The organism is Flexivirga oryzae, assembly GCF_014190805.1.
Taxonomy (GTDB): Bacteria; Actinomycetota; Actinomycetes; order Actinomycetales; family Dermatophilaceae; genus Flexivirga; species Flexivirga oryzae.
The window spans coordinates 78,141-104,655 of sequence record NZ_JACHVQ010000002.1 but is presented as its reverse complement, the minus strand read 5'-3'; the positions used below and the strand labels follow the sequence as shown (position 1 = coordinate 104,655).

Below are 26,515 nucleotides of genomic sequence, written 5' to 3'. Positions count from 1 at the left end.
TACACCCATTCATTGTGGTGCCGATCACCATAATGGCACTGGGGGTCAAAATGGAAGAGGGTCGGTCATATCCGACCTTCCTGACCCGATCCGCCGACCGACGACCGCATTTCGGGGCAGAGTGGGATAGGTCACATCCAGTCACGATCCGAATCAGTCGGAGGGTCCCCAATGCCTATGAAGACACGCGCCGCAGTCGTCTATGAGCCCGGCAAGCCGATCGTCATCGAAGAACTCGATGTGGACGATCCGGGACCCGGGGAGGTCCTGATCAAGTTCCTCTACGCGGGTCTGTGTCACTCGGACCTGCACATCACGACCGGGGACATGCAGGCGCGTCTGCCGATGGTGCTGGGGCACGAGGGTGCCGGTGTCATCGAGAAGGTCGGCCCGGGCGTGACTCGGGTCGCCGAGGGCGATCACGTCGTGTGTTCGTTCATCCCGTCGTGCGGCAAGTGCCGGTACTGCTCCACCGGGCGCCAGTCGATCTGCGACATGGGCGCAACCATTTTGGAGGGGTACCTGCCCGGTGAGCGGTTCCCACTGACCGGCCCCAAGGGTGACTACGGGGCGATGTGCATGCTGGGGACGTTCAGCCAGTACAGCGTGATCCACGAGAACTCCTGCGTGCCGGTGGATGGTGATCTGCCGTTGGACAAGGCGGTCCTGGTCGGGTGCGGGGTGCCCACCGGGTGGGGGTCGGCGGTCAACAGTGCCAAGGTGCGACCCGGTGACACCGCGGTCGTCATCGGGGTCGGAGGCATCGGTATCAACGCGGTGCAGGGTGCCCGTTACGCGGGTGCCAAGAACGTGATCGCGATCGACCCGTTGGAGAACAAACGCGAAAAAGCACTCGAACTCGGTGCGACGCACGCGTTCGCCACGGCCGGTGAGGCCATGGAGGCGGTCACCGAGCTGACCCGTGGTCAGATGGCCGACGCGGCGATCCTGACCGTCGGGTTGATGACGTCCGAGGTGGTGTCCGAAGGGTTCAACATCGTCGGGAAGGACGGCAATGTGGTCCTGACCGGTCTGAACAAGCTGGACATGGACAACATCCAGTTGCCCGGGTCGATCCTGACCCTCTTCCGCAAGAAGATCATCGGCAGTCTCTTCGGTGACTGCAACCCGATGACCGACATCCCCAGGATCCTGGGCCTCTACCAGGCCGGTGACCTCAAACTGGATGAGCTGATCACCCAGACCTACACACTGGACGAGGTCAACGAAGGGTATGCCGACCTGGAGGCGGGCAAGAACGTGCGGGGCATCATCGTCCATGAACACTGACCCGTCGCGCGGGGGCGGCTCGCCGGCGCGGGAGCGGTCCCGTGCCGGCGGGCCGCCGGTCCGCGCGGTGGTCGTCGACCGGGCACCGGAGGCCGAGCTGCTCGAGGCAGCCCTGGACGCGGGTGCGCACGTCGTGCTGGAGGGACCGCCGGGCACCGGCAAGTCGACGCTGCTGCGTGCGGTGGCCCGGTCGCGGGACATCGGCTTCGCCTTCGTCGAGGGCAACGCCGAGCTGACACCGGCACGGCTGGTCGGGCACTTCGACCCGGCCCTGGTCATCGCGCGCGGGTACAGCCCGGACGTCTTCGTCGACGGGCCACTGCTGGAGGCGATGCGGGAGGGCACCCTGCTGTATGTCGAAGAACTCAACCGGGTGCCCGAGGAGACCCTCAACGTGCTCCTGACCGCGATGTCCGAACGGGAGGTCGCGGTCCCCCGGCTGGGCCGGGTCACCGCCGGACCCGGCTTCCGGTTCGTGGCCGCGATGAATCCCTACGACACCGTCGGCACCGCCCGCATCTCCGGGGCCCTGTCGGACCGCACCTGCCGGATCGCGATGGGCTACCAGAGCGCCGCAAGCGAGGTCGCCATCGTGCGGGGGAGCGTCGCCGAGTCCGGCGCCGCCCTGGACGAGGACTGGGTGCGGCGGGCGGTCGAGCTCGTGCGCGCCACCCGGGAACACCCCGAGCTGCAGACCGGCTCGTCGGTGCGGGGCGCGATCGACCTGACCCGGGTTGCGCTGGCGCTCGCGGCCCGACGGGACGCGCCCCTGGCCGACGTCGGCCTCGACGCGGCCAAGGTCTCGCTGTCCGGCCGGATCAAAGTGGCGCGGACGTCCGACCGTACCCCGGAGGCGATCATCGCCGAGCTGTACGAGCGCTTCTTCACGACGCCGAAAACCGAAGCTACCGAGGGTGATTCGCCGGGGCAATCCTCGGCCGCTGCTGAGGGTGGCGCAGACTCCGAGCAGCAGGCCGCCCCGCAGCGCCGCCCCCGTCCGCGCAGCAGCCCCGACGAACGACAGGTGTCTCGTCGTGAGTTGGAGTCCTCGCCGTCGTTCCAGCAGATCTCGCCGGAGGTCGGGCAGGTCGACGAGGAGGCCCTGAGGGATGCCTTGTCCGACGACGTCGACGGCACGATCGTGCTGCTGTCGCGGATGCGTCGCGCCACCGACCCGGCGCTGCGAGCCGCGGCCGAACGGTTGTCCGCCCGGCTCATCTTCGAGCGCGTCGCACGGGGCCGACCCGACCGCTCCGGCATACACCGGCGACTGCGCTCGGTCGGCCGGCTGGACGGGGACCTGGACATCGAGGCGTCGCTCGACCGGATCGTCGACGCACGGGCCCAGGCGCGACCGGTGGCGTTGGACGATCTCGTGTCGTCGCACTGGTCGCGAAGCTCGTTGTGTCTCGTCCTGCTGGTCGACCGGTCCGGATCGATGAGCGGTGATCGGCTCGCCCAGGCGTCCATCCTTGCCGCCGCCTGCGCCGTCCGGATGCCCGACGAATTCGCTGTCCTGGCGTTCGGTCGCGACGTGGTGACGTTGCGCGAATTGCACGAGCAGGCACCGGGATCCGACGTCGTGGACCGGGTTCTGCGGTTGGTCGGGCACGGGGAGACCGGGCTGACGAACGCCCTGACCCGGGCGGCAGAGGTCCTTGCGGGTTCCCGGGCATCCCGCCGGGTCGTGGTGCTCCTGTCCGACTGCCGGGTCAGCGACTCGCACGGCGAAGGGCTCCCGGCTGCAGTCCGCGCAGCGCAGGCCCTCGACGAACTCGTCGTCCTCGCACCGGGTGGTGACAGCGCGGAGGCGAGTGGGTTCGCCCGGCGGGCCGGCGCCCGGTGTGCCGAGCTCACCGATGCGCAGAACGGGCCGGAAGTGCTGGACTCGCTGCTAGCCGGTCTGAGTTGAGGATCGCTCGTCATACGACAAGCGGGAGCGCAGGCAACGTCGGGACGTTGGTCCATGGCACGACGTCGTAACTCGCAGCGCAGCTGATTTTGCGTGCTACGGCCCGCTGCATCGACCGGCAGCAGTATCTTCGAAGGACCGGATGCCCGGACTCGAGGAGCGCACATGCACAAGCACAGCTTGGAAGCGTTGGCCCGCGAGATGGGCCAACGGGCTGCGGAGGCCAGCAGTGGGCGAGCGGCACGGACGGTCTACGGCGGGCACGAGACGCGACTACGTCAGACCGTGATCGCGCTGCGGGCCGACGCCCAACTCGCCGAACACGCAAACCCGGGCGATACCACGCTGCTGGTGATCACCGGCCGCCTTCGGCTTCGGGCGGGCGAGGTCAGCTGGGAAGGCCGAGACGGTGACCTGTTGGCCGTCCCGGACGCACCACATTCGGTCGAGGCGTTGACCGACACTGCGTTTCTGCTGACCGCGGTCAATCGTTGACGACGCGCACTACGCGACGCTCGACCACCTAATAAACCCGGCACCGGGAGGTCTCATGACCATCGACAGCAACCAGACCCGAGACACACTGGTCGTGGACGGCACCAGCTACCTGATCCACCGTCTGGACCGTGTCGACGGGGCAGAGCGATTGCCCTACAGCCTGAAGGTGCTGCTGGAGAACCTGCTGCGTCACCAGGAGGCCGGACAGGTCGCTGCCGAGCAGGTGGAGGCCGTCGCCGGCTGGGATCCCACCGCTGCACACGGTCGCGAGATCTCCTATTACCCGGCCCGGGTGCTCATGCAGGACTTCACCGGGGTGCCGTGCGTCGTCGACCTGGTGGCGATGCGTGACGCCATCACCGAGCTCGGAGGTGATGCGTCCCGGATCAACCCGCTGATCCCCACCGAGCTGGTGATCGACCACTCCGTCATCGCCGACGTGTTCGGGCGGCCGGATGCGTTCCGGGTCAACGCCGAGCTGGAGTTCGAGCGCAACGCAGAGCGCTATCAGCTGTTGCGTTGGGGCCAGCAGGCGTTCACCGACTTCAGCGTGGTCCCGCCGGACACCGGCATCTGCCACCAGGTCAACCTGGAGTACTTGTCGCGGGTGGTCTTCACCCGGGAAGGCCCGGACGGTCTGGAGGCGTACCCGGACACCCTCGTCGGCACGGACTCGCACACGCCGATGGTCAACGGTCTGGGCGTGCTGGGCTGGGGTGTCGGCGGCATCGAGGCGGAGGCGGCGATGCTCGGCCAGCCCATGAGCATGCTGGTGCCGCAGGTGATCGGGCTCAAACTCACCGGTGAACTCCCGGCCGGCACCACCGCCACCGACCTGGTACTGACCGTCGCCGAGTTGCTACGCCGGACCGGTGTGGTCGGCAAGTTCGTGGAGTTCTTCGGGCCGGGCGTGGCCAACGTGCCGCTGGCCAACCGCGCCACGATCGGCAACATGAGCCCGGAGTATGGCGCCACCTGTGCGATCTTCCCCGTCGACCAGGTCACGCTGGACTACCTGCGGTTGACCGGGCGCGCGGAGCAACAGATCCAGCTGGTCGAGGCGTATGCCCGCGAGCAGGGCATGTGGCACGACCCCGACCGCGAACCGGACTACTCGCAGGTGTTGGAGCTGGACCTCGGGTCGGTCGAGCCGTCGATCGCCGGACCGAAACGACCGCATGACCGGATCCCGCTGCGCATCGCCCCGCACGCCGTGGCCGCCCTGCTGTCCGGGCGCAGTCAGGCCGAGGCGATCGAGGCGGGCCTCGACGAGGCTTCGGGTGAGTCTTTCCCGGCCAGTGATCCGGTCGCGGTCGACCACGACCGGGATCAGGACGCCCCGCATTCGCCGTGCGCCTGCGGCGGCGAGCACGAGTGGCCGAGCTCACCGGCGGACATCGAGCTCGACGGCGCGCCATACAGCATCGACAACGGCGACGTCGTGATCGCCGCGATCACGTCCTGCACCAACACGTCCAACCCGTCGGTGATGATCGGGGCCGCGTTGTTGGCCAGGAACGCCGTGCAGCGCGGGCTGGCCCGCAAGCCGTGGGTGAAGACCTCCCTGGCGCCCGGCTCCAGGGTGGTCACCGACTACATCGAGCGTGCCGGATTGACCACGTACCTGGACAAACTCGGCTTCAACCTGGTCGGCTTCGGCTGCACCACCTGCATCGGCAACTCCGGACCGCTGATCCCCGAGGTGTCCGCGGCCGTGCAGGAGCACGACCTGACGGTGTGCTCGGTGCTGTCTGGCAACCGCAACTTCGAGGGCCGCATCCATCCCGAGTGCCGGATGAACTTCCTCGCCTCGCCGCCCCTCGTCGTCGCCTACGCGCTGGTCGGCACGCTGCACGTGAACGTGCTCACCGACCCCATCGGCGTCGACGAGTCGGGCGCCGACGTCTACCTGCGGGACATCTGGCCGACCGAGCAGGAGATCAACGAGGTGATCGAATCCTGTCTGCAAGCGGAGATGTTCGCCGAGGGATACGCCGATGTGTTCTCCGGGGACGACCGGTGGCGTGGTCTCGACGTGTCCGAGGGAGAGACGTTCACCTGGGATGACGCCTCGACATACGTGCAGCAACCACCCTATTTCGACGGCGTCGGGCCTGAACCGGTGCCGGTCACGGACCTGCAGGGTGCACGGGTGCTGCTGAAACTCGGTGACAGCGTCACGACCGACCACATCTCGCCGGCCGGATCGATCAAGCGTGACTCGCCGGCCGGCACGTACCTCACTGCACACGACGTCGGGCCGCGCGATTTCAACTCCTACGGGTCGCGCCGGGGCAACCACCAGGTGATGATCCGCGGGACGTTCGCGAACATCCGGCTGCGCAACCAACTGGCGCCCGGCACGGAGGGTGGCTTCACCCGTGACTTCACCACCGGAGAAGGCGAGAACGCCACGGTCACAACGGTGTTCGAGGCGAGTGAGCATTACCAAGCTGCCCAGACCCCGCTGCTTGTGCTGGCCGGCAAGGAGTACGGCTCAGGCTCGTCACGCGACTGGGCGGCGAAGGGCACCACGCTGCTCGGTGTCGAAGCGGTGATCGCCGAGTCGTACGAACGCATCCACCGGTCCAACCTGATCGGGATGGGTGTGCTGCCGCTGCAGTTCCCCGATGGTGAGAGCGCGGACTCGTTGGGGCTGACCGGGGAGGAGACCTTCGACATCACCGGCATCGCTGCCTTGACCGACGGGATTCCCGAGACGGTGCAGGTGCATGCCGTTCACCCGGGGACCGGCGCGGAGACCAGCTTCGACGCCGTGGTCCGCATCGACACCCCCGGAGAGGCCGACTACTACCGGCACGGCGGCATCATGCCGTACGTGCTGCGGCAGTTGCTCGACGAGGAGGGCTGAGGTGTGGTTGCGAAACCTCGTGACCGGCCCTGATCGCCTTGTCGCCGACCGGAGAGCGATCCTCCAGTGACGCGATGGGTGCAGAGTGCACCCATCGCGTCAGGATGGTACATGTCGGAAGTCGTGCAGATCCGTGACGTGCCTGATGAGGTTCATGACGCCTTGGCGGAGGCCGCGGCGAGTGAAAGTCGTCAGTGCCGGTGCCGGTGTCGTCGCCGAGCTGCTCGCCGGTCGTCTCGATGCTGATCGGCTGGGTGAGGAAGAACTTGCCGCACCGCACTTACGTTCGCTCTCGCCGACTTGACTGAAGCGACTGCCCTGCTGACCGCCGACGCCCGTCTGGCTAACGCACCCGGCCCCAGTGCGACATCCAACTCGTGTGACCGGCCACTTGGCGCGGAACCGTCCCGGTAACAGATTCGACACAGAATTCGTTTCCTTCGGGGTCTGTCAGCACCACGAACTCCGTTGGCTCGCACAGCACGACGAGTTCGCAAAATCCCTGCCACGCAACGAGTCTCGCAACCACGGAACGCAGCAAGCGCGCTGACACCAGCGGAGCCGGTGACAGGAGTCGAACCCGCGACATCTTCATTACAAGTGAAGCGCTCTACCAACTGAGCTACACCGGCGTGTTCGCGAGCTTGCGGCTCGCGAGCGGCCTCATGCTACCGGGGGTTGCGCCCGTCCCACGAATCCGTCCGCCCGTGCGATTGAATGTATGGCGTGACTATGCACGCCGACGACTACCAAGCCCACCGCAAGCGCTACGACTCGATGACCTACCGCCGTTGCGGTGCCAGCGGATTGGACCTGCCGGCCATCTCCCTCGGCCTGTGGCACAACTTCGGTGACGACGTGCCGTTGGACCGACAGCGCGCTATCCTGCGCCGAGCCTTCGACCGTGGCGTGACCCACTTCGACCTGGCGAACAATTACGGCCCGCCGTACGGCTCCGCGGAGCGCAACTTCGGCACGATCTTCACGCAGGACTTCAAGCGCTACCGGGACGAGCTGATCCTGTCGACCAAGGCCGGCTACGACATGTGGCCGGGCCCGTACGGGCAGGGCGGCGGATCGCGCAAGTACCTGCTCGCGTCGCTCGACCAGTCATTACAGCGGATGGGCGTCGACTACGTCGACATCTTCTACAGCCACCGGTTCGATCCGACCACGCCGCTGGCGGAGACCCTTGGCGCGTTGGACACCGCAGTGCGCCAAGGAAAGGCGTTGTATGTCGGGATCTCGTCATACAGCGGCGAGCGCACCCGGGAGGCCGTGAAGATCCTGCGTGAGATGGGCACGCCGCTGCTGATCCACCAGCCGTCGTACTCGATGATCAACCGGTGGGTCGAGGAAGACCTGCTCGATGTCCTCGGGGTGAACGGCGTTGGCTGCATTGCGTTCTCGCCCTTGGCGCAGGGCATGCTGACCGACAAGTACCTCAAAGGTCTGCCGGAGGGTTCGCGAGCGACGCAGGGCAAGTCGCTGGACCCGAAGCTGCTGACCGAGGACACGCTGAAGCACCTGCGGTCGCTCAACCGGATCGCCAAGAAGCGCGGGCAGAGCCTGGCCCAACTGGCGCTCGCGTGGGCCCTCCGCGACAAGCGGGTGACGTCGGTGCTCGTCGGTGCGTCCAGCGTCGAACAACTCGACAACAACCTCGGCGCCCTGGACAACCTTCAGTTCGACGAGGACGAACTCAAGAAGATCGACCGGCACGCCGTCGAGTCGGGCATCAACCTCTGGGCGAAGTCGTCCAACAGCTGACCTCCGTCGCGCTCCGCGGACGCGACTCCAACTTCCGGATTGCTCGCCGATACCTTCGGCCGATGCCCGCCATACCACCGAGTTGATCTGCTGGTTGCGTGGGTAAGCAACGCACAGAGGGCAATTGGCGGCCAGTGGTCGCCATCCTGCTGCTCGCGCCCGTCCTGGGTGACTGCCTGACAGGTGCCACGCCGCCCCTCGACGTGGTCCTGTGGCCGCCCGGTGCCGTGTTGCTGATCGCGCTGTACGGATGCGGTGCCTTGCTCTGCAGGGAGATCGCGTTCCGGCGCGGTCTCGGTCTGCGGGGGCTGTGCCTGCTCGGTGCTGCCTATGCGGTGTTCGAAGAGGCGTTGGTGGACCGGTTCTGGCTCTCGGCGCGGCCGTCCTCGGACGGTGGGCTGGGCCATTACAGCGAGGTGTGGCACACCAATGTGCTGCTCGCGACCAACCTCACCGTCTTCCACGTCGCAGTGAGCATCGTGTCGACGATCGTCCTGGTGGAGCTGCTGTTTCCCGGGCATCGAGAGCGCGCCTATCTCACCCCGCGCGGGGTCGCGGTCACCGTCGGTGTCTTCCTCGTGGTGCCACTGTTGCTGTCGGGACAGTACTCGGTGCAGCCACTCCCGCAGTTGATCTGCGCAGGCGGACTCGTCATCGGGTTGGTGATGCTGGGTGTCCGGTCGCCCGCCCGGCCATCCCTCTGGGAGTCCGACGCGCGACCGGCTCCCGCACGGCGGTGGGTCGCGCCGATCGCGTTCGTCGCGGCCGCGGCAAACATGGTGCTCATGGGTCTGTCCGACACGTCCGTCGTCTGGCCGGTGACGTTCCTGGCCGTTCTCGCCCCGGTTGCCGCAGGCGTGCTGCTGATCCGGGGGAGGGTCAGCGGCCCGGTCTTCGGGAGGGACGGGCTCCGGGTCGTGACCGGGTTCGTCGGCTGGTACTGCCTGCTGGCCGTCGGCGTCGGGCTCGCGGGGCGTCTCGACGTGACCGTCACCGGGATCGGCGTGGCGTGGTTGCTGTGGCGGGTCCGGCGGCGGATCGGGGGCCTCGATCACGGGCTCGCCCCAGGGGGCTCGCCCTACTCGGCCGGCGCAGCGGGCGCGGGCGGCGCTGGCGAGGAGGCATCCAGATCGTGGCGACGGAGGAGCCGCGATCGAAGGTTCAGGGCGACGGGTGGCTCCGAGCGCTAGCGAGGAGGCATCCGGAGTGCGCCGTCGAGACGGATGACCTCACCGTTGAGCATCTGGTTGTCGACGATGTGCGCGACCAGCGAGGCGTATTCCTCCGGCCGGCCCAGTCGTGACGGGTGCGGGACCTGCGCCTCCAACGCCGACTTCACATCGTTCGGCAGACCCGCGAGCATCGGCGTCTCGAAGGTGCCCGGCGCGATCGTCACGACGCGAATGCCCTTGTCGGCCAGGTCTCGAGCGGCCGTCAGGGTGAGTCCGACGATGCCCGCCTTCGAGGAGGCGTATGCCGCCTGGCCGATCTGGCCGTCATACGCCGCGATCGACGCCGTCATCGTGATGACGCCGCGGTCGCCGTCGACCGGCTCGTTGCCGACCATCTTTTCGGCGGCCAACCGCAGCACGTTGAACGTGCCGATCAGGTTGATCTGCACGACCTTGCTGAACGCCTCGAGCGGCAGGACGCCGCGCTTGCTGATGATCCGCCCAGGTGTCGCGACACCCGCACAGTTGGCGACGATCCGCAACGTGCCGAGATTCGCGGCCGCGTCGACCGCGGCCTGGACCTGCTCCTCATCGGTCACGTCAGCCGCGACGAACTGCGCTCTGTCGCCGAGTGACTCGGCAACCTCTGCTCCCTTGGAGGTCGGAAGGTCGAGAAGCACCGCCGAGGCTCCCTCGGCGGACAGCTTGCGCGCGGTGGCCTCGCCGAGGCCGGAGCCGGCGCCGGTGACGAGGGCGACGGTGGTGGAGTCGATCTTCATCGGGTGGAGCCCTTTCGGTTGCTGAGGTTCTGCAGCAGGTGCCGCGATATGACCAGCCGCTGGATCTGGTTGGTGCCTTCGAAGATCTGGGTCACCTTGGCCTCGCGCATGAACCGCTCGGTGGGGAAGTCGGCGGTGTAACCGGCCCCGCCGAGCACCTGCACCGCGTCGGTCGTCACGCGCATCGCAGCGTCGGTGGCGACCAGCTTGGCGACCGCCGCCTGCTTGGAGAAGGGGCGGCCGGCGTCCTTGAGCCGGGCGGCGAGCAGATACGTCGCACGTGCCGACGTGACGGCTGCCTCCATGTCGGCCAGCAGGAACGCCAGTCCCTCGAACTGCGCGATGGGTCTGCCGAACTGCTGGCGCTCCGCGGCGTATGACGCGGCCAGGTCGAGCGCCGACTGCGCGAGCCCGGTTGCCGCCGCCGCGATGCCGAGTCGGCCCGAGTCGAGCGCGGACAGTGCGATCGGCATACCCGAACCGCGGGCACCGATCATCCGGTCGGCGCCGACCGCCACGTTGTCGAAGTGCACCTCGGCGACCGGGTCCCCGGCCAGGCCCATCTTCCGTTCGGGGGAGCCGAAGCTGACGCCGGCCGCGTCGGCCGGCACGACGAAGCACGAGATGCCCTTGCCGCCGGAGTCGTCGGTGCGCGCGAACGTCGTGTAGTAGTCGGCGTGTGACGCGTGCGAGATCCAGCTCTTGGTGCCACTGAGAGCGGCGCTGCCGTCGTCGGCGAGCGTGGCGCGGGTGCGCATCGCGGCGATGTCGGATCCGGCCTCCCGCTCGGACAGGCAGTAACCGCCGAGGGTTTCGCCACCCAGAATGTCAGGGAGCAGCGCCGCGCGTTGCGCATCGGTGCCGAAGCGGTCGATCGGGTATGCCGTCAGCGAGTGCACCGAGACGCCGATGGCGACGCTCATCCAGGCGATCGCGAGTTCCTCGACGACCTGAAGATAGACCTCGTAGGGCTGACCGCCCCCGCCGTACTCCTCGGGATAGGCGAGTGACAACAGCCCGGCGCGCCCCAGGATGCGGAAGACGTCGCGCGGCGGTGTGCCCGTGCGCTCTGCCTCCTCGACTCGCGGGGTCAGTTCGCGTGCGGCGATCTCGCGGGTGAGCTCGATCAGGTCCGCCGCGTCGGCCGTGGGAAGGATGCGTTCGACCGGCATGCAATGGAGCGTAATCCGCGTCACAGTGACGCGACACAGCGGGTTGGAAACAGGAAGTTTTCCGGTCTAAGATAGATCAGACAAGAAAATCTTCTATCAATCGTGAAGGATGTGACTGAAATGAGCGTCTTCCCGAAGGTGGTCGTCGAACAGGCCCACAGCAGTGCCTGGGCCCTGCGCCGCGACACCGCGGCGACGATGAACCCAGCCAACCCGGCGGACTCCTCGCTGGAGAAGGCCGCGGACTCGTTGCGTGCCAAGGGCTTCGACGTCATCGGTCACGAATCCGGCACGCTCGACGCGTCGGCTCTCGACGGTGCTGACGTGCTGGTCATCGACCACCCGTCCGACGCCCAGGCGGAGAAGGTCACCGGTGACCTGCCGCCCGTGCTCGCCACGTCGGAGATCGACACCATCGTCGACTTCGTCGAGCAGGGCGGCGGCCTCGTCGTCCTCGCCGAGTGCGACCAGGACACCTACGGCAACAACGTGCAGGAGCTGCTCGCCCGGTTCGGGTTGCACGTGACCAGCACGACCGTCCACGAATCGCTCGAAGGCGGCCGCCGCTTCCACAACAACGCGACCTGGGTGCTCGCCGAGGTCGAGGGCGGTCTCGGCCAGGGGTTGCTGGCCGGGGTCGACGAGCTGTGCTTCTACCGCGCCGGCATCATCGACATCTCTGGTGCACCCGCCGCGCAGGTGCTCGCCCGGACGAGTGGCACGGCATACCCCGCCCGTGAGCCGCTCGCCGTGGCACTGCCGTACGGCGCCGGCCGCGTGGTCGTGCTGGCCGACTCCGACCTGGTCGGCGACGACTCGATCGACGAGCTGGACCACCGACGCTTCTGGACCAACCTGGTGACCTGGGCGGCCGCGGCCCGCAAGCCCGCCGCGACCGTCACCTCGATCGGTTCGGGTGTCGAGCGCAGCCCCGAGTGGCGCGCGCTCAAGGAGGCCGTCGAGGAACTGCGGCTGATGCAGGTCAAGGACGGCTCGATCCCTTCGACAAGCTCTGGGAGCGCGGAGGGAGATCACGCGCGCGCAGTCGGGGATCACGCACGCGCGGTCGGGGATCACGCACGCGCGGCCGAGCTGGTCGAGCAGATGAAGACCCAGATCGCAGCACTGGCACCGCGATTCCCGCACGATGCCGACTACCTGGCAGAGTTGCCGGTCGACCTGGACAAGTGGGTCGAGTCCGGTTTCGCCAAGCCCGACTTCCTCGACTCGCTGATGAAGTTCCGCCCGGACCTGTGTCGCGAGGACGGCATCGAGCACCTGGTGGTGTTCCCGATGTACACCCAGAACGGCAACCTCGACCGGGTCTTCGAGGCGCTGCTGCTGTCGGTGCAGTGGCCCGACTGGCTGGCGAAGGTCGAGGAGACCTACGACAACAAGATGTTCCTGGCGGTCAACTTCATCGACTTCACGCCCGGCTACGACACCAACTCCGCGGTGCTGTTCCCGGAGACCGTTGCGGTGCGCGAGGTTCCGAAGTTCAGCTGGGGCGCGATCTTCTGCGATCGTGAAGGTGCTCGCTTCCGTCGGGTCGTCTCGGCGGCCGCCGAGCTGCTGTCCCTGCAACTGCCGCCGGACGCCGAGCGGCTGGTCGCCTCGCAGGAGCTGGCGCAGTCGACCTTCGCGATGTGGGACATGATCCACGACCGCACGCACAGTCACGGTGACCTGCCGTTCGACCCGTTCATGATCAAGCAGCGGATGCCGTTCTGGATGTACGCGCTGGAGGAGCTGCGCTGCGACCTCAACACCTTCCGGCAGGCGGTCAAACTGGAGGCCGAAGGCCAGCCGTATGCCCGATCCGTCCAGCTGGCAATCCTTTTCGACCGGCTCTTCCGGTTCCCGATCACCGGCGAGCGGGTGCGTAACTACGACGGACTCGGCGGTCAGCTGATGTTCGCCTACCTGCACAAGTCGGGTGCCCTGAACTGGACCGACAACCGGCTGTCCTTCGACTGGCGCCGGGTCCCCGAGGTGGTCGTGGAGCTGTGCGAGCGCGTCGAAGAGCTCTACCGCAGCGGCATCGATCGCTCGAAGGTCGGTCACTGGATCGCGGCATACGAGTTCGTCAGCGCGTACGTCGCCCCCAGCCCCGCGTCGACCTGGGCCAAGGGTGCACAGGCGTTGCCGCTGGACGGCCCGATCAAGGAACTGGTCAACCTCGTCCAGCCCGACGAGTTCCCGCTCAACGTCTTCTACGAGGCGCTGCGCAAGAAGATGAAGACGGTCATCGAGTCGACCTCGGGCATCACCGCGTCGACTCCCGACGCGGCATGATCGGTCTCGATACGGCCTCGGCTTGCGCCTCGGCCTACTCGACCAGCGCACGCGGCATGATCGGTCTCGATACGGCCTCGGCTTGCGCCTCGGCCTACTCGACCAGCGCAGGCGGCATGATCGGTCTCGATACGGCCTCGGCTTGCGCCTCGGCCTACCCTTCGTTACGTCCGCTCGTTCCTCGCGGACTACTCAGGACAACGCTCGACCAGCGCAGGAGGACTGTCGCGTGAGTGACTTGAGCGGATCGGTTGTCGTCGTCACTGGTGCCGCCGGAGACCAGGGCCGGCCAACGGCCGCGGCATTCGCCGCGGCCGGGGCCACGGTCGTCGCGGCCGGCCGGGACGCCGGCCGGCTGGCCGCTGTGGTGGCACTCGACCCGGAGCACATCGTCCCGTCGGTCGTCGACCTCAATGACGAGCGGGCGACGCAGGAGTGGGCGCAGGGCTTGCTCGCCGAGCACGGCCGCGTCGACGGGCTGATGCACCTGGTCGGTGGCTGGCGCGGCGGCAAGGGCATCGTCGAGAGCGACCTGGCCGACTGGGACTTCCTGCAGGTCAACCTGATCCGCACGTTGCAGCACACGACGAGGGCGTTGCACGACCCGCTCCTGCAGTCACCGCACGGCCGGATCGCGATCGTCTCCTCGACGGGGCTGGCGAGTCCGCGCGCGACCAATGCGGCATACCTGACGGCGAAGGCGGGCGCCGAGATGTGGCTGCTCGCGGTGGCCGACTCGTTCAAGGAGTCCAATGCTGCCGCCACGATCGGCCGCATCATGGCGCTCGTCACCCCGCAGATGCAGGACGAGAAGCCCGACGGTTACAAGAAGTTCACGCCCGTGGCGAAGATCGCCGACTGGCTGGTCGGTCTCTACGACCGGCCCGCCGCGGAGGTCAACGGCCTGATTGAGACGATTACCCGGTGAGTGACTCGGCCAGCTTCCCCTCGCCCCTGCACGACCCGTCGGTCCGTGGCTTCGCCAGCGACAACTACTCCGGGGTGCACCCGGAGGTGCTGGCGGCAATCGTGCGCGCCAACGGCGGCCATCAGGTGTCGTACGGCGAGGACGTCTACACCGAGCACCTGCAAGAGGTCTTCGCCGCACACTTCGGCGACGGCGTGCAGGCGTTCCCGGTGTTCAACGGCACCGGCGCGAACGTCGTGTCGTTGCAGTCGGTCACCGAGCGCTGGGACGCCGTCATCTGCACCAGCACGGCGCACATCCACGTCGATGAGTGTGCGGCGCCGGAGCGCATGGGCGGTTTGAAGCTGCTCACGGTCGCGACCCCGGACGGCAAGCTGACGCCGGAACTCATCGCGACCGTGCCGCTCGGCCGGGGCGACGAACACCACGCGCAGCCGCGGGTCGTGTCGATCACCCAGACCACCGAACTCGGCACGGCATACACGGTCGAGGAGATCCGGGCCATCGCCGAGCACGTCCACGCACACGACATGGTGCTGCACGTGGACGGTTCGCGGTTGTCGAATGCCGCTGCCACACTTGGGGTTTCGTTCCGCGAGATGATCACCGACACCGGCGTGGACATCGTCTCGTTCGGCGGCACCAAGAACGGCCTGCTCGGCGGCGAAGCGGTGCTGGTGCTGAACACCACAGCAGTGCCCGCGATGAAGATGAAGTTCCTGCGCAAGCAGTCCATGCAGCTGGCTTCGAAGATGCGCTTCATCTCCGCGCAGTTGATCGCGCTGCTGACCGACGATCTGTACCTGCGCAACGCCGGCCATGCCAACGCGATGGCCAGGCGGCTCGTCGAGGGTGTCCGCGACCTGCCGGGCCTGACGATCCCGTTGCCGGTGCAGGCCAACGGTGTCTTCCCGATCCTGCCGTCTGAGGTGTCCGAGCGGTTGATGGAGAAGTTCCGCTTCTACTTCTGGGACGAGTCGGCCGGCCAGGTGCGCTGGATGTGCTCCTTCGACACCACCGAGGCCGATGTCGATGCGTTCATCGCCGCCATCCGCGCCGAGCTGGCCGCCTGACGCTGACGCCATACCCCTCTCACCGACAGGCCCACCTACGACCCAGAGGCCCAGTAATACCGTCGCGAAACGCCTCTGAACGGGGGTATTTGTGGGCCTGTCGGTCGTTTGTGGGCCTGTCGGCGGGGTTCGGGGGTGGTCAGGGGAGGGACCAGTCGATCGGGTCGGCGCCCTGGTCGGCCAGCAGCTGGTTCACCTTGCTGAACGGGCGCGAGCCGAAGAAGCCGCGGTATGCCGACAGCGGCGACGGGTGCGCGCTGGTGAGGTAGGGGACCTGCCCCAGGTGCGGCACCAGTCCCCGGGCGTCGTTACCCCAGAGGATCGCGGCCAGCGGTCCACCACCGGCGACCAGGCCGGTGATGGCGGCCGCCGTCACGTGCTCCCAGCCCTTGCCGTGGTGACTCTTCGGCGCGGAGGGCCGCACGGTGAGCACCCTGTTGAGCAACAGCACGCCACGGTCCGCCCAAGGCGACAGGTCGCCGTTGGTCGGCGGCGGGCAGCCGATGTCGTTCACGAGCTCCTGATAGATGTTGCGCAGGCTCGCCGGAAGGGGAGTGACATCGGGCGCCACGGCGAAGGACAGCCCGATCGGGTGCCCCGGCGTCGGGTAGGGGTCCTGGCCGACGATCAGCACCCGCACGTCGTCCAGCGGGCGCTCGAACGCCCGCAGCACCTTGTCACCGCTGGGCAGATAGCCGCGCCCCGCAGCGATTTCCGCGCGCAGGAACTCCCCACACTCGGTGACTTTGTCGGCGACCGGTTCGAGCACCGGCAGCCAGGAGGGATGCACGAGTTCAGCGAGGGGACGGACCGCCATACCGCTCAACCTAACGAAGCGGATGCAGTCCGCGAAGTGGAGGAGCAGAACTTCGCGGGGGTATCTAGACTCGGCGGGTGCACCGTTACACCGAGGAGACCGAGCAGCTCGGCCACGCCATCCTGAAGTACGCCGCAGATCGTCTGAAGCTCGACCCCGTGCCGCTGGACTTCAGCCGAACCGTCGAGGAGCTGGATGCCGTTGCGGGCGGGGCGATCTCGCCGAAGGGTATCGGCGGCCAAGCGGCGCTGCGACTCTTCGAGGACGAGCTCGCGCTGGCGTGCCTGTCCATCGACCACCCGCGCTACTTGTCGTTCATCCCGTGCGCACCCACCCGCGAGGCGGCGATGTTCGACCTCGTGGTCGGCGCGTCCTCCATCTACGCCGGTTCCTGGCTCGAGGGCGCCGGTGCGGTGTATGCCGAGAACCAGGCGCTGCGCTGGATCGCCGACCTCGCCGGCCTGCCGGAGGGCGCCGGCGGCGGATTCGTGCAGGGCGGCACCATCGGGAACCTCTCGGCACTGGTGGCCGCGCGGGTGACCGCGCGCGCGAACGCGGCGCGGACACGTAACGGCACCAGGCCGTTTCGCGTCGCCGCCACCGAGGGTTCGCATTCGTCCATCGCGTCGGCCTGCGAGGTCATGGATGCCGAACTCGTCGCCGTGCCGGTCGACGATCGGCTGCGGCTCACCGGCGACGCGCTGCGGGCGGCACTGCTGCGGGAGGGGCCGGAGACCTTCTTCGCGGTCGTCGCGACCGCCGGCACCACGAACCTCGGCGTCATCGACGACCTGGAGTCGGTGGCCGCGGTGTGCCGGGAGTTCGGGATCTGGTTCCACGTCGACGGCGCGTATGGCGGGGCCGGTCTCGCAGCACCCAGCGTGCGCGACCGCTACAAGGGCGTCGAGCAGTGCGACTCGTTCATCGTCGACCCGCACAAGTGGCTCTTCGCGCCGTTCGACTGCTGCGCCCTGCTCTACCGCGAGCCCGCGCTGGCACGTGCCGCGCACACGCAGCACGCGTCATACCTCGACGTCCTGAACGAGGCACCCGACTGGAACCCGACCGACTACTCGGTCGGGCTGACCCGCCGGGCGCGCGGCCTGCCCTTCTGGTTCTCCTTGGTGGCCAACGGCACCGACGCCTACACCGAGGCGATCGAGCACACCCTGGACATCGCACGGTTCGCCGCGGAACAGATCAACGCCCGGCCCGAGTTCGAACTGGTCCGGGAGCCGGACCTGTCCGTCGTCGCGTTCCGGCGGCTTGGCTGGACGCCGGCCGACTACCAGACGTGGTCCGACGGACTGCTGGAACGGCAGGAGGGCTTCGTGGTGCCGAGCGCGCACGCGGGGGAGACCATCGCCCGATTCGCGATCGTCAACCCGAAGACGTCGCGGGAAGACATCGTCGCGATCCTGGACTCGATGGTCTGATCGGGGTCGTCGGCTCAGCTCTCGAGAAGTTCGAAGTGGCATCGAGGACCGGATGCGCGAGAGAGCTTCCGATCCGCGGTGAGCAGAGGCGCCTCGAGTAGCTCGGCCAGAGCCACATATGCAGCGTCGTATGCCGAGACGTTGTCCCGCAACTCCCAGATGCGCTCTGCGAACGGTTGGTGCGGAGCGCGTGGGAATCGCATGGCTCGAAGGTCGTGCACGGCGGTGCGCGCGCGGTTTGTGGTCAGCTTGCGGCCCAGCACCCGACCTCGGAGCACGGAGAGCACCTCGACGTCGATGAGTGCCGGCGCGCGCAATGCCTGTCCTCGTAGCCGCCCGCGTGCGGAATCCCCGATTGAGGTGTCGTCGGCGAGGGCAACCGACAGCGCACTGGCGTCAACGACCAGCACGCGACGCCCGTAGCTCAGCGACTGCGTCGTCGGGCCCCAGCTCCCCGCCGCTGTGGCTGCCAATACGGTCGAGAACTTCATCCATGGTCGGTGTCGACGCGTCTTCGATCAGCCGACGGCGCAGGTACTCCTGGAGCGAACGGCCGGACTCGGAGGCGCGTCTGCGGAGCGTCAGCCAGGTCTCTTCCGGAACGTTCTTCACCTGAATATTCGGCATGCCTCATTCTAGACGCTTTGGCTCCAATCTGGCTCCACGTGTTCGTCGGCCGTCGAGGATCCGTCCGTCAGACAGGTATGTTGCGATCCCAGAGGAACGGGCCGCCACGGCGGCCCTGAGCCGGGATAGGTCGTATGGCGCGACCCGTCGTTCCGCTTGTGCGGGGGTGAAGAAGCCACTGTCGCTGATCTCACTCGTTTGGAGTACCAGCGGCTCCTTCGATGAGACGGTTCCGAAGTCGAAGGTGAACCCGACGAGTGGGAGGTCGCCTTGGTCGAACATTCGGCACCATTCGGTTGCCAGCAGAGCGCCGGATGTACGTTGCAATCCGGTCTCCTCGCGCAGTTCCCGGGCAGCGGCATCATGCGGCGCTTCGTCCCGCTCAACGACGCCACCCGGACGCAGCCACCCTGTCTTGTAAGCGGGCTGCAGCAGGAGGACGCGGCCCGCTTCGTCCGTGACCAGGGCGTCAGCCACCAGCATTGCCGTAGATTGCTGCGCGTACCAGGCGCGCACGTCATCGAGACTCAGCGGGCTCACGTGGGGAGCATATGTCGTTTCCGCGTGTAGCGGGCCGACGCGTTGAGGTCCCCGCGACGCAGATCTCCAACCACACGAGTCACATCTGTCACGACATGCCGGGCGTGGTGCTTGCCGGAATGACACGCATGTGATTTACCGCCTATCATCGGTGACGGAGATCGGCTCGCGACCGGAAAGGACCGCATCTATGGGCGAGCGCACCACGGCTGCCGCGCAGCAGGTGATGCCGTCGGGCGACGGTGAGCTAAGCGAGCGGGACGCCTCGATCCTGGCCTTCGAGCGCAACTGGTGGAAGCTCCAGGGCGCCAAGGAGCAGGCGATCCGCGAGACGTTCAACATGAGTTCGACCCGCTACTACCAGGTGCTCAACGCGGTGATCGACACCCCGGCCGCGCTGAAGTTCGACCCGATGCTCGTGAAGCGGCTGCAGCGGCTGCGGGCCGGTCGGATGCGGCAGCGCACCGCACGCCGGCTCGGCTTCGACCTGGATTGAGCCCGCTCGGCGGACTTGTATCCGGCAGCTGGGCGGCCCGACCGGCTCAGGGGCGCCGTCTCATGGCCGCCCACGAGAGCCGAACGCCTCGCGTAACACCGCCCAGGCGTCCGCGACCGGTCCGACGTGCGCGAGCTTGTCGGGGTTGAGGACGGTGCGGATCGCCTGCACCTGACCCTCGCGGATGTCCAGCGTCCAGGTGTTGACGACCAGTCCGTCCCGGTCGCGGAAGATCGCGCCCGGCTCCCCGTTGAGCTGATGCACCTCGACGGTGCCGCCGATCTGCCGGAACGCTCCGATCAGCGCCACGACCACGCGAGCCACCTTCTCGGCACCGAAGATGCCGTCACCCCAGCGCGGAGCGTGGTCCCCGCTGTCGCTGACCAGCTGCACGTCGGCGGCGAGCAGCTCGCGCAGGGTGTCGACGTCGCCGCCGCGGAACGCGTCGAAGAAACGGTCGGCCAGCTGGTCACGCTCCGCACGGTCGACCGCGAACCGTGCCCGGCCGGCCGCCATGTGCCGCCGTGCACGGCTGGCCAGTTGCCGGCACGCGTCCTCGCTGCGGCCCACTGCCGCGGCAACATCGGCGAAGCCGAAGCCGAACACCTCCCGAAGTACGAAGACCGCGCGCTCCAGCGGTGACAGCCGCTCCAGGAGCAACAGCGCCGCCATCGACACCGAGTCCGCCAGCTCCGCGGCACGCGCCGGGTCCTCGTAGGGGTCGGCCAGCAACGGCTCGGGGAACCACTCACCGACATACGTCTCGCGGCGGACACGGGCCGAACGCAACGTGTCGATGGCCAGGCGGGTGACGACGGTCGACAGGAACGCCTTGGGTGACTCGACCCGGTCCGCGACCTGTTCGAAGCGCAGCCACGAGTCCTGCACCACGTCCTCGCTCTCGGTGACGCTGCTGGTGATGCGGTAGGCGATCGAGAAGAGCAGGGGGCGCAGGTCCTCGAACGCCTCGGCAGGGTCTCGATACGCCTCCTCCGCTGCGCTCCTCCGGCTACTCGACCCGCGCGGGTTGCGCGACCCGCGAGGGTTGTCCGCGCCGCGGTGTGTCGTCATCGCAACTCCTCCACGAACCCGTCACGCCAGGACTTGTACGGCGCTCCCAGGCCGACCAGTAGGTCCAACTTCGTCGTCGAGGTCGTCGTCGCGGTCACCTGATGCCCACCGGCGACCAATTGAGGTACCAGATGCTGCCCCAGGACGCCGCTTCCGCCGGCTAGATGAGTAATTCCTGGCTGTGGCTGGTGTTTTCGGTGTGGCGTGTGATGTTTCGGGTGGAGGGTGCCCAGACTCGGCGTTGCGTAAACCAACACCGAACCTGGAGGTCCGCCGTGGACGCCGATCTGGACACCCTCGCAACCGCACTCTATGCGCGCGTTGACGATCTCTTCAAAGACGCGCCCGATCGGCTTCCGGCACGGCCCCGCACAGGGTTCCCGGTGCACCTGACGGATGCCGAGCTGGTGACGTTGTCGGTGATGCAAGCACTGCTGGGTTTCACCAGTGAAGCACGCTGGCTGCGGTTCGCCACCACACACTTGCGGCACCTGTTCCCCTACCTGCCGTTACAGCCGGGGTACAACAAGCGGCTGCGCAAGCTGAGCGCCACCATCGGGTGGCTGATCCGCGTCCTGGGCCGCGACACCAGCATCTGGTCTGATGACGTATGGGTGGTTGACTCCACCCCGGTGGAATGTGGCCGGTCCCGGGAGACCGCCAAACGGTCCGACCTGGCCGGATTCGCCGAATACGGTTGCTGTGCAAGCCATTCCAGGTTCTTCTGGGGTTTGCGGTTGCATCTGCTGGCCACCGTACATGGCCTGCCGATCGGGTTCGCCTTGACCGGCGCCAAAGCCGACGAACGCCACGCTTTGCAGGGCATCCTGGCAGACCCTGCCCTGGCCGACCTGGCGGTCGGAAACACCGTGATCGGGGACAAGAACTACTTCGGCGCCGACTTCGAAGACCACTTGACCCGGGCCGGGATCGAACTGCTCAGGCCGGCCCGCAAGGGAGAACCCGACCGCCCCGGCAGCCAATTCTTCAAACCGTTACGTCAAGTCATCGAGTCCATCTTCGACACCCTCAAAGGCCAACTCAACCTGGAAGACCACGGCGCACGCTCCACCAGCGGCGTCATCGTCCGCATCTGGCAACGCCTCCTGGCCATGACCGCAGCCATCTGGCACAACGACCGCATCGGCGCACCAGTCCTACGCTCCCTAACCGCATACGACCACTGACCCCGGGAATTACTCATCTAGGAAAACTCGCATCGCTTCGCTCCTTCGTTCGTCTCCGTCCTGCAGGAGACGAGACCAGCAGTTGCGCTGTGACATCCCGGTGACGGTCACGCACCCGATGCGTGAGGAGGCGCCGCCCGCAAACTCAGCCGCGGGCCTCCGCCTGCCGGCGCAGCTCGCGCCGCGCCAGCGACGCCTTGTGCACCTCGTCGGGTCCGTCGGCGAACCGCAGGGTGCGGATGCCGGCATACGCCTTGGCGAGCGAGAAGTCCTGGGAGAGACCGCCGGCGCCATACAGCTGGATCGCGTGGTCCAGGATCCACTGCACGGTCCGCGGCGTCGCGATCTTGATCGCCTGGATCTCCGTGTGTGCGCCCTTGTTGCCGACCGTGTCCATCAGCCACGCGGTCTTCAGCACCAGCAGCCGCAGCTGCTCCACGCGGACCCTGGCCTCGGCGATCCAGTCGCGTATGACGCCCTGCTCCGACAGTGGCTTGCCGAACGCAGTGCGCGCATCGGCGCGTGCGCACATCAGCTCGATCGCCTTCTCCGCCACACCGATCGACCGCATGCAGTGGTGGATCCGGCCGGGACCGAGGCGGGCCTGTGCGATCGCGAAACCCAGCCCCTCACCGGCGATCAGGTTGCTCGCCGGGACGCGCACGTCGTGGAACGCCAGCTCGGCGTGGCCGCCGTGGTCGTGGTCGTCGTACCCGAAGACCTCCATGCCGCGCTTGATCTCCAGGCCGGGAGTGTCCCGCGGCACCAGGATCTGCGACTGCTGGCGGTGCCGCTCGGCGGACGGGTCGGTCTTGCCCATGACGATGAAGATCTTCGCCTCGGGGTTCATCGCGCCGGTGATCCACCACTTGCGGCCGTTGATCACGTAATCGTCGCCGTCCCGCTCGATGCGGGTCGAGATGTTCGTGGCGTCGGACGAGGCGACATCCGGCTCGGTCATCGCGAACGAGGAGCGGATCTCGCCGCGCAGCAACGGTTTCAGCCACTGCTCCTGCTGCTCGGGGCTCCCGAACTCGTTCAGCACCTCCATGTTGCCGGTGTCCGGTGCCGAGCAGTTGAACACCGCCGGTGCGAGGAACGACCGGCCGGTGATCTCCGCCAGCGGTGCGTACTGCAGGTTGGTGAGCCCGGCGCCGTTCGCACCGGGCAGGAACAGATTCCACAGGCCGGCCGTCTTCGCCTTGTCCTTCAGCTCGCGCAGGACCGGGACGCTGCTCCAGGCCCATGGGTCGTCGGAGCCGGCCAGCTGCTCCTCGAAGACCTGCTCGGCGGGGGTGATCTCGCTGTCCAGGAAGTCGCGCACCCGCGCGCGGAGGTCCTCGGTGGTCGCGTCGAACTCGAAATCCATTGCTCTGTCAGCCTTCCGGTGCGGCGTCGTAGTCTTGTATGACGGCAAGGCCTGCCGCCAACAGTGGCTCCGTGGAGCCGCCGATGTCCTCGAATCCGGCACCGACCGTCTGGCCCTGCTGGTGCCGGAAGTAGATGCCTTCCAGGATCGCGGCCAGCTTGTAGTAGGCGAGTGCCTCGTGGAACGCCAGGTGGCTGACGTCCCGGCCGGAGCGTTCGCTGTAGCGCTGCACGATCTCCTCGCGAGTGGGATGCCCGATCGCCTGCGAGACGGTCGAAACCGCATGCGGCGCAACGTTGACCAGCGCCTGGTAGACCAGCATCAACGCGACGTCGGAGAGCGGGTCGCCGAGCGTCGCCATCTCCCAGTCCAGCACGGCGGTCACGTGATCCGTGTCGTCGATCAGGGTGTTGTCCATGCGGAAGTCGCCGTGGACGATGGCGGCCCCGCCGGACGCAGGGATCGCAGCCGCGAGCCGCTGGTGCAGTTCCTCCTCGCCGGCCAGTTCGCGAGATTTCGAGGCCTGCATCTGTCGCCGCCACCGGTGCACCTGCCGCTCCAGGTAACCGTCCGGCCTGCCGAAATCGGCCAGCCCGACACCTGCCGGGTCCACCGCGTGCAATGCCACCAAGGTGTCCGTCACTGCATCTGCGATGCCCCGGACTCGTTCCGGCCCAAGGGCGTTCAGCTCATCCGCCGATCGATAGGGCGTGCCCGCCACACGCTCCATGACGTAGAACGGTGCCCCGAGCACCTCCGGATCCGTGCAGGCGGCATACATCACGGGGACCGGCACCGCGGTGTCCGCAAGTGCGGCCATCACCCGGTGCTCCCGGGTCATGTCGTGCGCGGTCGCCAGGACGTGCCCGAGGGGAGGGCGCCGCACGACGACGTCGCGCGCGCCGTCGGAGACGATGTAGGTCAGGTTGGACTTGCCGCCGACGATCAGCTCCGCCGTCAGGGGACCGTCGAGCAGCCCTGGCGACGCATCGACCAGGAACCGTTGCAGCGCCTGCAGATCCAGTCCGGGCAGATCCTCGGTCATCAGACGCCGCCGCCCAGGAGCACCCCACCGTCGACCGTGAGCGTCTGCCCGGTCATCCAGCCGGCGTCGTCGGAGAGCAGGAACGCCACCACGCTGCCGATGTCGTCGGGAACGCCCAGGCGTTTCAGCGCGTACTGCGCCGCCACCTGTTCCTCGCGCCCGTCATACAGGGCCTTGGCGAAGTTCGTCTTGACGATGGCGGGAGCGACGGCGTTGACCCGGATGTCGGGGCCGAGCTCCCACGCGAGTTCCTCGGTCAGGTGGATGACGGCCGCCTTGCTGACGCCATACATCGCGATCCCCGGTGCGGGACGCAGGCCGGCGACGGAGGCGACGTTGACGATGGCGCCGCCGTGCTCGCCCTGCCAGGCGGCACGCAGCTTCTGCACCCACGTCAGCGCGGCGATCACGTTGACATCCATGATCTTGCGCGCGACGCCCGGGTCGATGTCCATCAGCGGGCCGTACGCCGGGTTGATGCCGGTGTTGTTGACCAGGAAGTCGGCGCTGCCGAACGTGTCGACGGCCTTGGCGATCACCTCGTCCTGGTGATCGGCGTCGTCCGCGCGGCCCGCGACATACACGGCGCGATCACCGAGGCTATTCGCGGCGTCGGCGAGCGCCTCCTGCTTGCGGGCGGTGATGACGACGTTGGCGCCCTCGGTGATCAGGCGCTGTGCGATGGCGAGGCCGATGCCACGGCTGGCTCCGGTCACGATCGCGGTCTTTCCGGTGAGGCCATTCACTGTCGCTGACTCCTGTCGTCGTTTCGGTCGGCTGACGCACTACAGTAGGCGCTAAGCAAGCGCTTAGTCACTAGTTTGGGACGTAATCTCCGGGCCACCGGGAGGCCGGCTCCGGCCGCGATCGCGCGCGCCCGATCACCGGCAGAACCCGCTGCTCGCGGCGGGTAGCCGCCGGGCGGCAACACCTGGTGGCATGCTGTCGAGGTGAGCAGTCCGTCCGTTGTCCGTCTGCGTCGCCCGGTGTGGGCCCGGCTCACCCAGGGGCAGCCGTTCCAGGTCGTCCTCACCCTCGCCGTGCTGCTGGTCGTCGGACTCGGGATCGGGCTGGGGGTCGCGCTGCACAGCTCTCCGGTGACGTCCGTCTCCCAGGGCATCTGGACGGTGGCGCTGGTGCTGGTGTGGCTGGTCGGCGTCACCGGCTGGGCCCGCGGGGATCGGACGGGGGTGCGGTGGCGCTACTTCGTCCCGCGTTCGTTCTCGTGGGAGCAGATCGAAAGGGTCGAACTCACACCGTTCCTGGCGTTCGGGTCCGGGCGGCCCCGCTCGGTGGTGCTGACCGTCGCGGGCCGCGAGCATCCGGTGGTCCCCAGTCGCGGTTGCGGGCGGCACCTGGCGCAGTTCGGCAAGCAGGTGGCAGCGATGGCCGAAGAGCGTGGGATCCGCGTGCGGGTGGAGGACGATCCCTTCTGGCAGCGCTGACAGGCCCGCCGCCCCGGTCCCTCCGTCCCGGTTATGCACATCGCGCGGTGGAGCGCGCGATCTGTCTAACCTCCTTCCATGATCTCCGCCTCACCCGCGCAACCCCGCTGTCTGCATCTCACCGGGACGGTCGGAGCCGGCAAGACGACGACGGCATACGCGGTCGGGGACCTGCTGCGTGCGCGCGATGTGTCGCATGCGGTCATCGACCTCGACGAGCTGCACCGGCTGTGGCCGGCACCGGCGGGAGACCCGTTCAAGCAGCAGGTGGAACTGGCCAACCTGCGCGCAGTGGCGGCGAATTATCGAACGGCCGGCGCGACATACCTCGTGCTTGCCGGTGTTGTGGTGCGTGATCGCCATCGTTACGAGGACGCGCTCGGCGAACCGGTGCGGCTCTGCCGGCTCCGGGCACCGCTGTCGGTGGTGACCGCGCGGCTGACCGACCGGCATGAGCCGGGCGAGGAGCGCGACTGGCACATCCGCCGAGCCCCCGAACTCGACGGGCTGCTGGACAACGCGGCGTCGGCCGATCTCACCATCGACGTCGGGGACGAGACGCCCGAGCAGGTCGCGGCACGGGTGCTTGCGGCGACCGGCTTCGCCGACTGACGGCGGGTTCGTCGAGCGACGGTGAGATTTCGCCGTACGGTGAGGCGGTGCGTTTGCACTCTCAGTGGGAGAGTGCCAATAATGGGCTTTAGCACTCTCCTGTTAAGAG

General features: G+C 67.7%; 24 protein-coding genes and 1 tRNA gene. 14 read left to right on the top strand and 11 right to left on the bottom strand.

Going from position 1 to position 26,515, the window contains the following annotated elements:
• Window positions 1-171 precede the first annotated feature (171 nt).
• The 4 genes from FHU39_RS13490 to acnA all read left to right on the top strand — a co-directional run bounded on the left by FHU39_RS13490 (window position 172) and on the right by acnA (window position 6,572).
• A complete protein-coding gene (locus tag FHU39_RS13490; protein WP_221185530.1) occupies window positions 172-1,290 on the top strand; it encodes an NDMA-dependent alcohol dehydrogenase in 1,119 nt (372 codons plus the stop codon).
• On the top strand, window positions 1,280-3,202 hold the full coding sequence (locus FHU39_RS13485; RefSeq protein WP_183321137.1) for an AAA family ATPase: 1,923 nt from the start codon (window positions 1,280-1,282) through the stop codon (window positions 3,200-3,202). The genes FHU39_RS13490 and FHU39_RS13485 overlap by 11 nt, the downstream gene beginning before the upstream one ends.
• A 165-nt stretch (window positions 3,203-3,367) precedes the next feature.
• The gene (locus FHU39_RS13480) at window positions 3,368-3,697 is read left to right on the top strand and encodes a cupin domain-containing protein (protein WP_183321136.1); all 330 of its coding nucleotides are present in this window, start codon (window positions 3,368-3,370) and stop codon (window positions 3,695-3,697) included.
• 55 nt (window positions 3,698-3,752) lie between these two features.
• Window positions 3,753-6,572, top strand: coding sequence for an aconitate hydratase (gene acnA, locus FHU39_RS13475; protein ID WP_183321135.1), 2,820 nt, complete (start codon window positions 3,753-3,755; stop codon window positions 6,570-6,572).
• Window positions 6,573-7,131: 559 nt separating this feature from the next.
• On the opposite strand, the gene FHU39_RS13470 is transcribed toward acnA, so the two are convergent.
• Window positions 7,132-7,204, bottom strand: a tRNA-Thr gene (locus FHU39_RS13470).
• A gap of 100 nt (window positions 7,205-7,304) precedes the next feature.
• Here FHU39_RS13470 and mgrA point away from each other — a divergent pair.
• Both mgrA and FHU39_RS13460 read left to right on the top strand, forming a co-directional pair.
• On the top strand, window positions 7,305-8,342 hold the full coding sequence (gene mgrA / locus FHU39_RS13465; RefSeq protein ID WP_246336609.1) for an L-glyceraldehyde 3-phosphate reductase: 1,038 nt from the start codon (window positions 7,305-7,307) through the stop codon (window positions 8,340-8,342).
• Window positions 8,343-8,440: 98 nt separating this feature from the next.
• Complete coding sequence (locus FHU39_RS13460) at window positions 8,441-9,532, top strand: hypothetical protein (protein WP_183321133.1); 1,092 nt, start codon at window positions 8,441-8,443, stop codon at window positions 9,530-9,532.
• Here the strand turns inward: FHU39_RS13460 and FHU39_RS13455 are convergent.
• Both FHU39_RS13455 and FHU39_RS13450 read right to left on the bottom strand, forming a co-directional pair.
• Complete coding sequence (locus FHU39_RS13455) at window positions 9,529-10,293, bottom strand: SDR family NAD(P)-dependent oxidoreductase (RefSeq protein WP_183321132.1); 765 nt, start codon at window positions 10,291-10,293, stop codon at window positions 9,529-9,531. The genes FHU39_RS13460 and FHU39_RS13455 overlap by 4 nt on opposite strands.
• Window positions 10,290-11,465 (bottom strand): acyl-CoA dehydrogenase family protein, encoded by a 1,176-nt coding sequence (locus FHU39_RS13450; protein WP_183321131.1) that lies wholly within the window; start codon window positions 11,463-11,465, stop codon window positions 10,290-10,292. The genes FHU39_RS13455 and FHU39_RS13450 overlap by 4 nt, the downstream gene beginning before the upstream one ends.
• A 120-nt stretch (window positions 11,466-11,585) precedes the next feature.
• On the opposite strand from FHU39_RS13450, the gene FHU39_RS13445 reads away from it, so the two are divergent.
• From FHU39_RS13445 to FHU39_RS13435, 3 genes are all read left to right on the top strand, one after another.
• Entirely contained in the window at window positions 11,586-13,760 is a 2,175-nt protein-coding gene (locus tag FHU39_RS13445) for a DUF6421 family protein (protein ID WP_183321130.1), read from the top strand.
• 229 nt (window positions 13,761-13,989) lie between these two features.
• The gene (locus FHU39_RS13440) at window positions 13,990-14,688 is read left to right on the top strand and encodes an SDR family NAD(P)-dependent oxidoreductase (protein ID WP_183321129.1); all 699 of its coding nucleotides are present in this window, start codon (window positions 13,990-13,992) and stop codon (window positions 14,686-14,688) included.
• Window positions 14,685-15,761, top strand: a complete 1,077-nt coding sequence (locus FHU39_RS13435) for a beta-eliminating lyase-related protein (protein ID WP_183321128.1) — start codon at window positions 14,685-14,687, stop codon at window positions 15,759-15,761. Before FHU39_RS13440 ends, FHU39_RS13435 begins: the two co-directional genes overlap by 4 nt.
• Before the next feature lie 139 nt (window positions 15,762-15,900).
• On the opposite strand, the gene FHU39_RS13430 is transcribed toward FHU39_RS13435, so the two are convergent.
• Window positions 15,901-16,578: a uracil-DNA glycosylase gene (locus FHU39_RS13430; protein ID WP_183321127.1), complete on the bottom strand. Its 678-nt coding sequence runs from the start codon at window positions 16,576-16,578 to the stop codon at window positions 15,901-15,903.
• Window positions 16,579-16,655: 77 nt separating this feature from the next.
• Here FHU39_RS13430 and FHU39_RS13425 point away from each other — a divergent pair, with 77 nt between their 5' ends.
• A complete protein-coding gene (locus FHU39_RS13425; RefSeq protein ID WP_183321126.1) occupies window positions 16,656-18,014 on the top strand; it encodes an aminotransferase class V-fold PLP-dependent enzyme in 1,359 nt (452 codons plus the stop codon).
• Between the two features lie 14 nt (window positions 18,015-18,028).
• On the opposite strand, the gene FHU39_RS13420 is transcribed toward FHU39_RS13425, so the two are convergent.
• From FHU39_RS13420 to FHU39_RS13415, 3 genes are read right to left on the bottom strand one after another with little or no spacing between them, the layout of a single operon-like run.
• Complete coding sequence (locus FHU39_RS13420) at window positions 18,029-18,505, bottom strand: type II toxin-antitoxin system VapC family toxin (protein ID WP_221185528.1); 477 nt, start codon at window positions 18,503-18,505, stop codon at window positions 18,029-18,031.
• Window positions 18,411-18,641 carry a FitA-like ribbon-helix-helix domain-containing protein gene (locus FHU39_RS25240; protein WP_425484786.1) on the bottom strand — a complete coding sequence of 77 codons (231 nt, stop codon included), beginning with the start codon at window positions 18,639-18,641 and terminating at the stop codon, window positions 18,411-18,413. Before FHU39_RS25240 ends, FHU39_RS13420 begins: the two co-directional genes overlap by 95 nt.
• Before the next feature lie 3 nt (window positions 18,642-18,644).
• A complete protein-coding gene (locus tag FHU39_RS13415; protein WP_183321125.1) occupies window positions 18,645-19,181 on the bottom strand; it encodes an NUDIX domain-containing protein in 537 nt (178 codons plus the stop codon).
• 190 nt (window positions 19,182-19,371) lie between these two features.
• Between FHU39_RS13415 and FHU39_RS13410 the strand changes: the two genes are divergently transcribed.
• Window positions 19,372-19,677: a DUF3263 domain-containing protein gene (locus FHU39_RS13410; protein WP_183321124.1), complete on the top strand. Its 306-nt coding sequence runs from the start codon at window positions 19,372-19,374 to the stop codon at window positions 19,675-19,677.
• A gap of 60 nt (window positions 19,678-19,737) precedes the next feature.
• Here the strand turns inward: FHU39_RS13410 and FHU39_RS13405 are convergent, their stop codons facing one another.
• Window positions 19,738-20,748, bottom strand: a complete 1,011-nt coding sequence (locus FHU39_RS13405) for an RNA polymerase sigma-70 factor (RefSeq protein ID WP_183321123.1) — start codon at window positions 20,746-20,748, stop codon at window positions 19,738-19,740.
• Window positions 20,749-21,023: 275 nt separating this feature from the next.
• Between FHU39_RS13405 and FHU39_RS13395 the strand changes: the two genes are divergently transcribed.
• Window positions 21,024-21,935 carry an IS982 family transposase gene (locus FHU39_RS13395; protein ID WP_183321122.1) on the top strand — a complete coding sequence of 304 codons (912 nt, stop codon included), beginning with the start codon at window positions 21,024-21,026 and terminating at the stop codon, window positions 21,933-21,935.
• A 145-nt stretch (window positions 21,936-22,080) separates the two neighbouring features.
• Here the strand turns inward: FHU39_RS13395 and FHU39_RS13390 are convergent, their stop codons facing one another.
• The 3 genes from FHU39_RS13390 to FHU39_RS13380 are packed head-to-tail and all read right to left on the bottom strand — an operon-like array spanning window position 22,081 to window position 25,095.
• Complete coding sequence (locus tag FHU39_RS13390; protein ID WP_183321121.1) at window positions 22,081-23,304, bottom strand: acyl-CoA dehydrogenase family protein; 1,224 nt, start codon at window positions 23,302-23,304, stop codon at window positions 22,081-22,083.
• 7 nt (window positions 23,305-23,311) lie between these two features.
• Entirely contained in the window at window positions 23,312-24,349 is a 1,038-nt protein-coding gene (locus FHU39_RS13385) for a phosphotransferase family protein (protein ID WP_183321120.1), read from the bottom strand.
• Entirely contained in the window at window positions 24,349-25,095 is a 747-nt protein-coding gene (locus FHU39_RS13380) for a glucose 1-dehydrogenase (RefSeq protein ID WP_183321119.1), read from the bottom strand. Before FHU39_RS13380 ends, FHU39_RS13385 begins: the two co-directional genes overlap by 1 nt.
• A 204-nt stretch (window positions 25,096-25,299) precedes the next feature.
• Between FHU39_RS13380 and FHU39_RS13375 the strand changes: the two genes are divergently transcribed.
• Window positions 25,300-25,794 (top strand): hypothetical protein, encoded by a 495-nt coding sequence (locus tag FHU39_RS13375; RefSeq protein ID WP_183321118.1) that lies wholly within the window; start codon window positions 25,300-25,302, stop codon window positions 25,792-25,794.
• Between the two features lie 78 nt (window positions 25,795-25,872).
• Entirely contained in the window at window positions 25,873-26,406 is a 534-nt protein-coding gene (locus tag FHU39_RS13370) for an ATP-binding protein (RefSeq protein ID WP_183321117.1), read from the top strand.
• Window positions 26,407-26,515 lie beyond the last annotated feature (109 nt).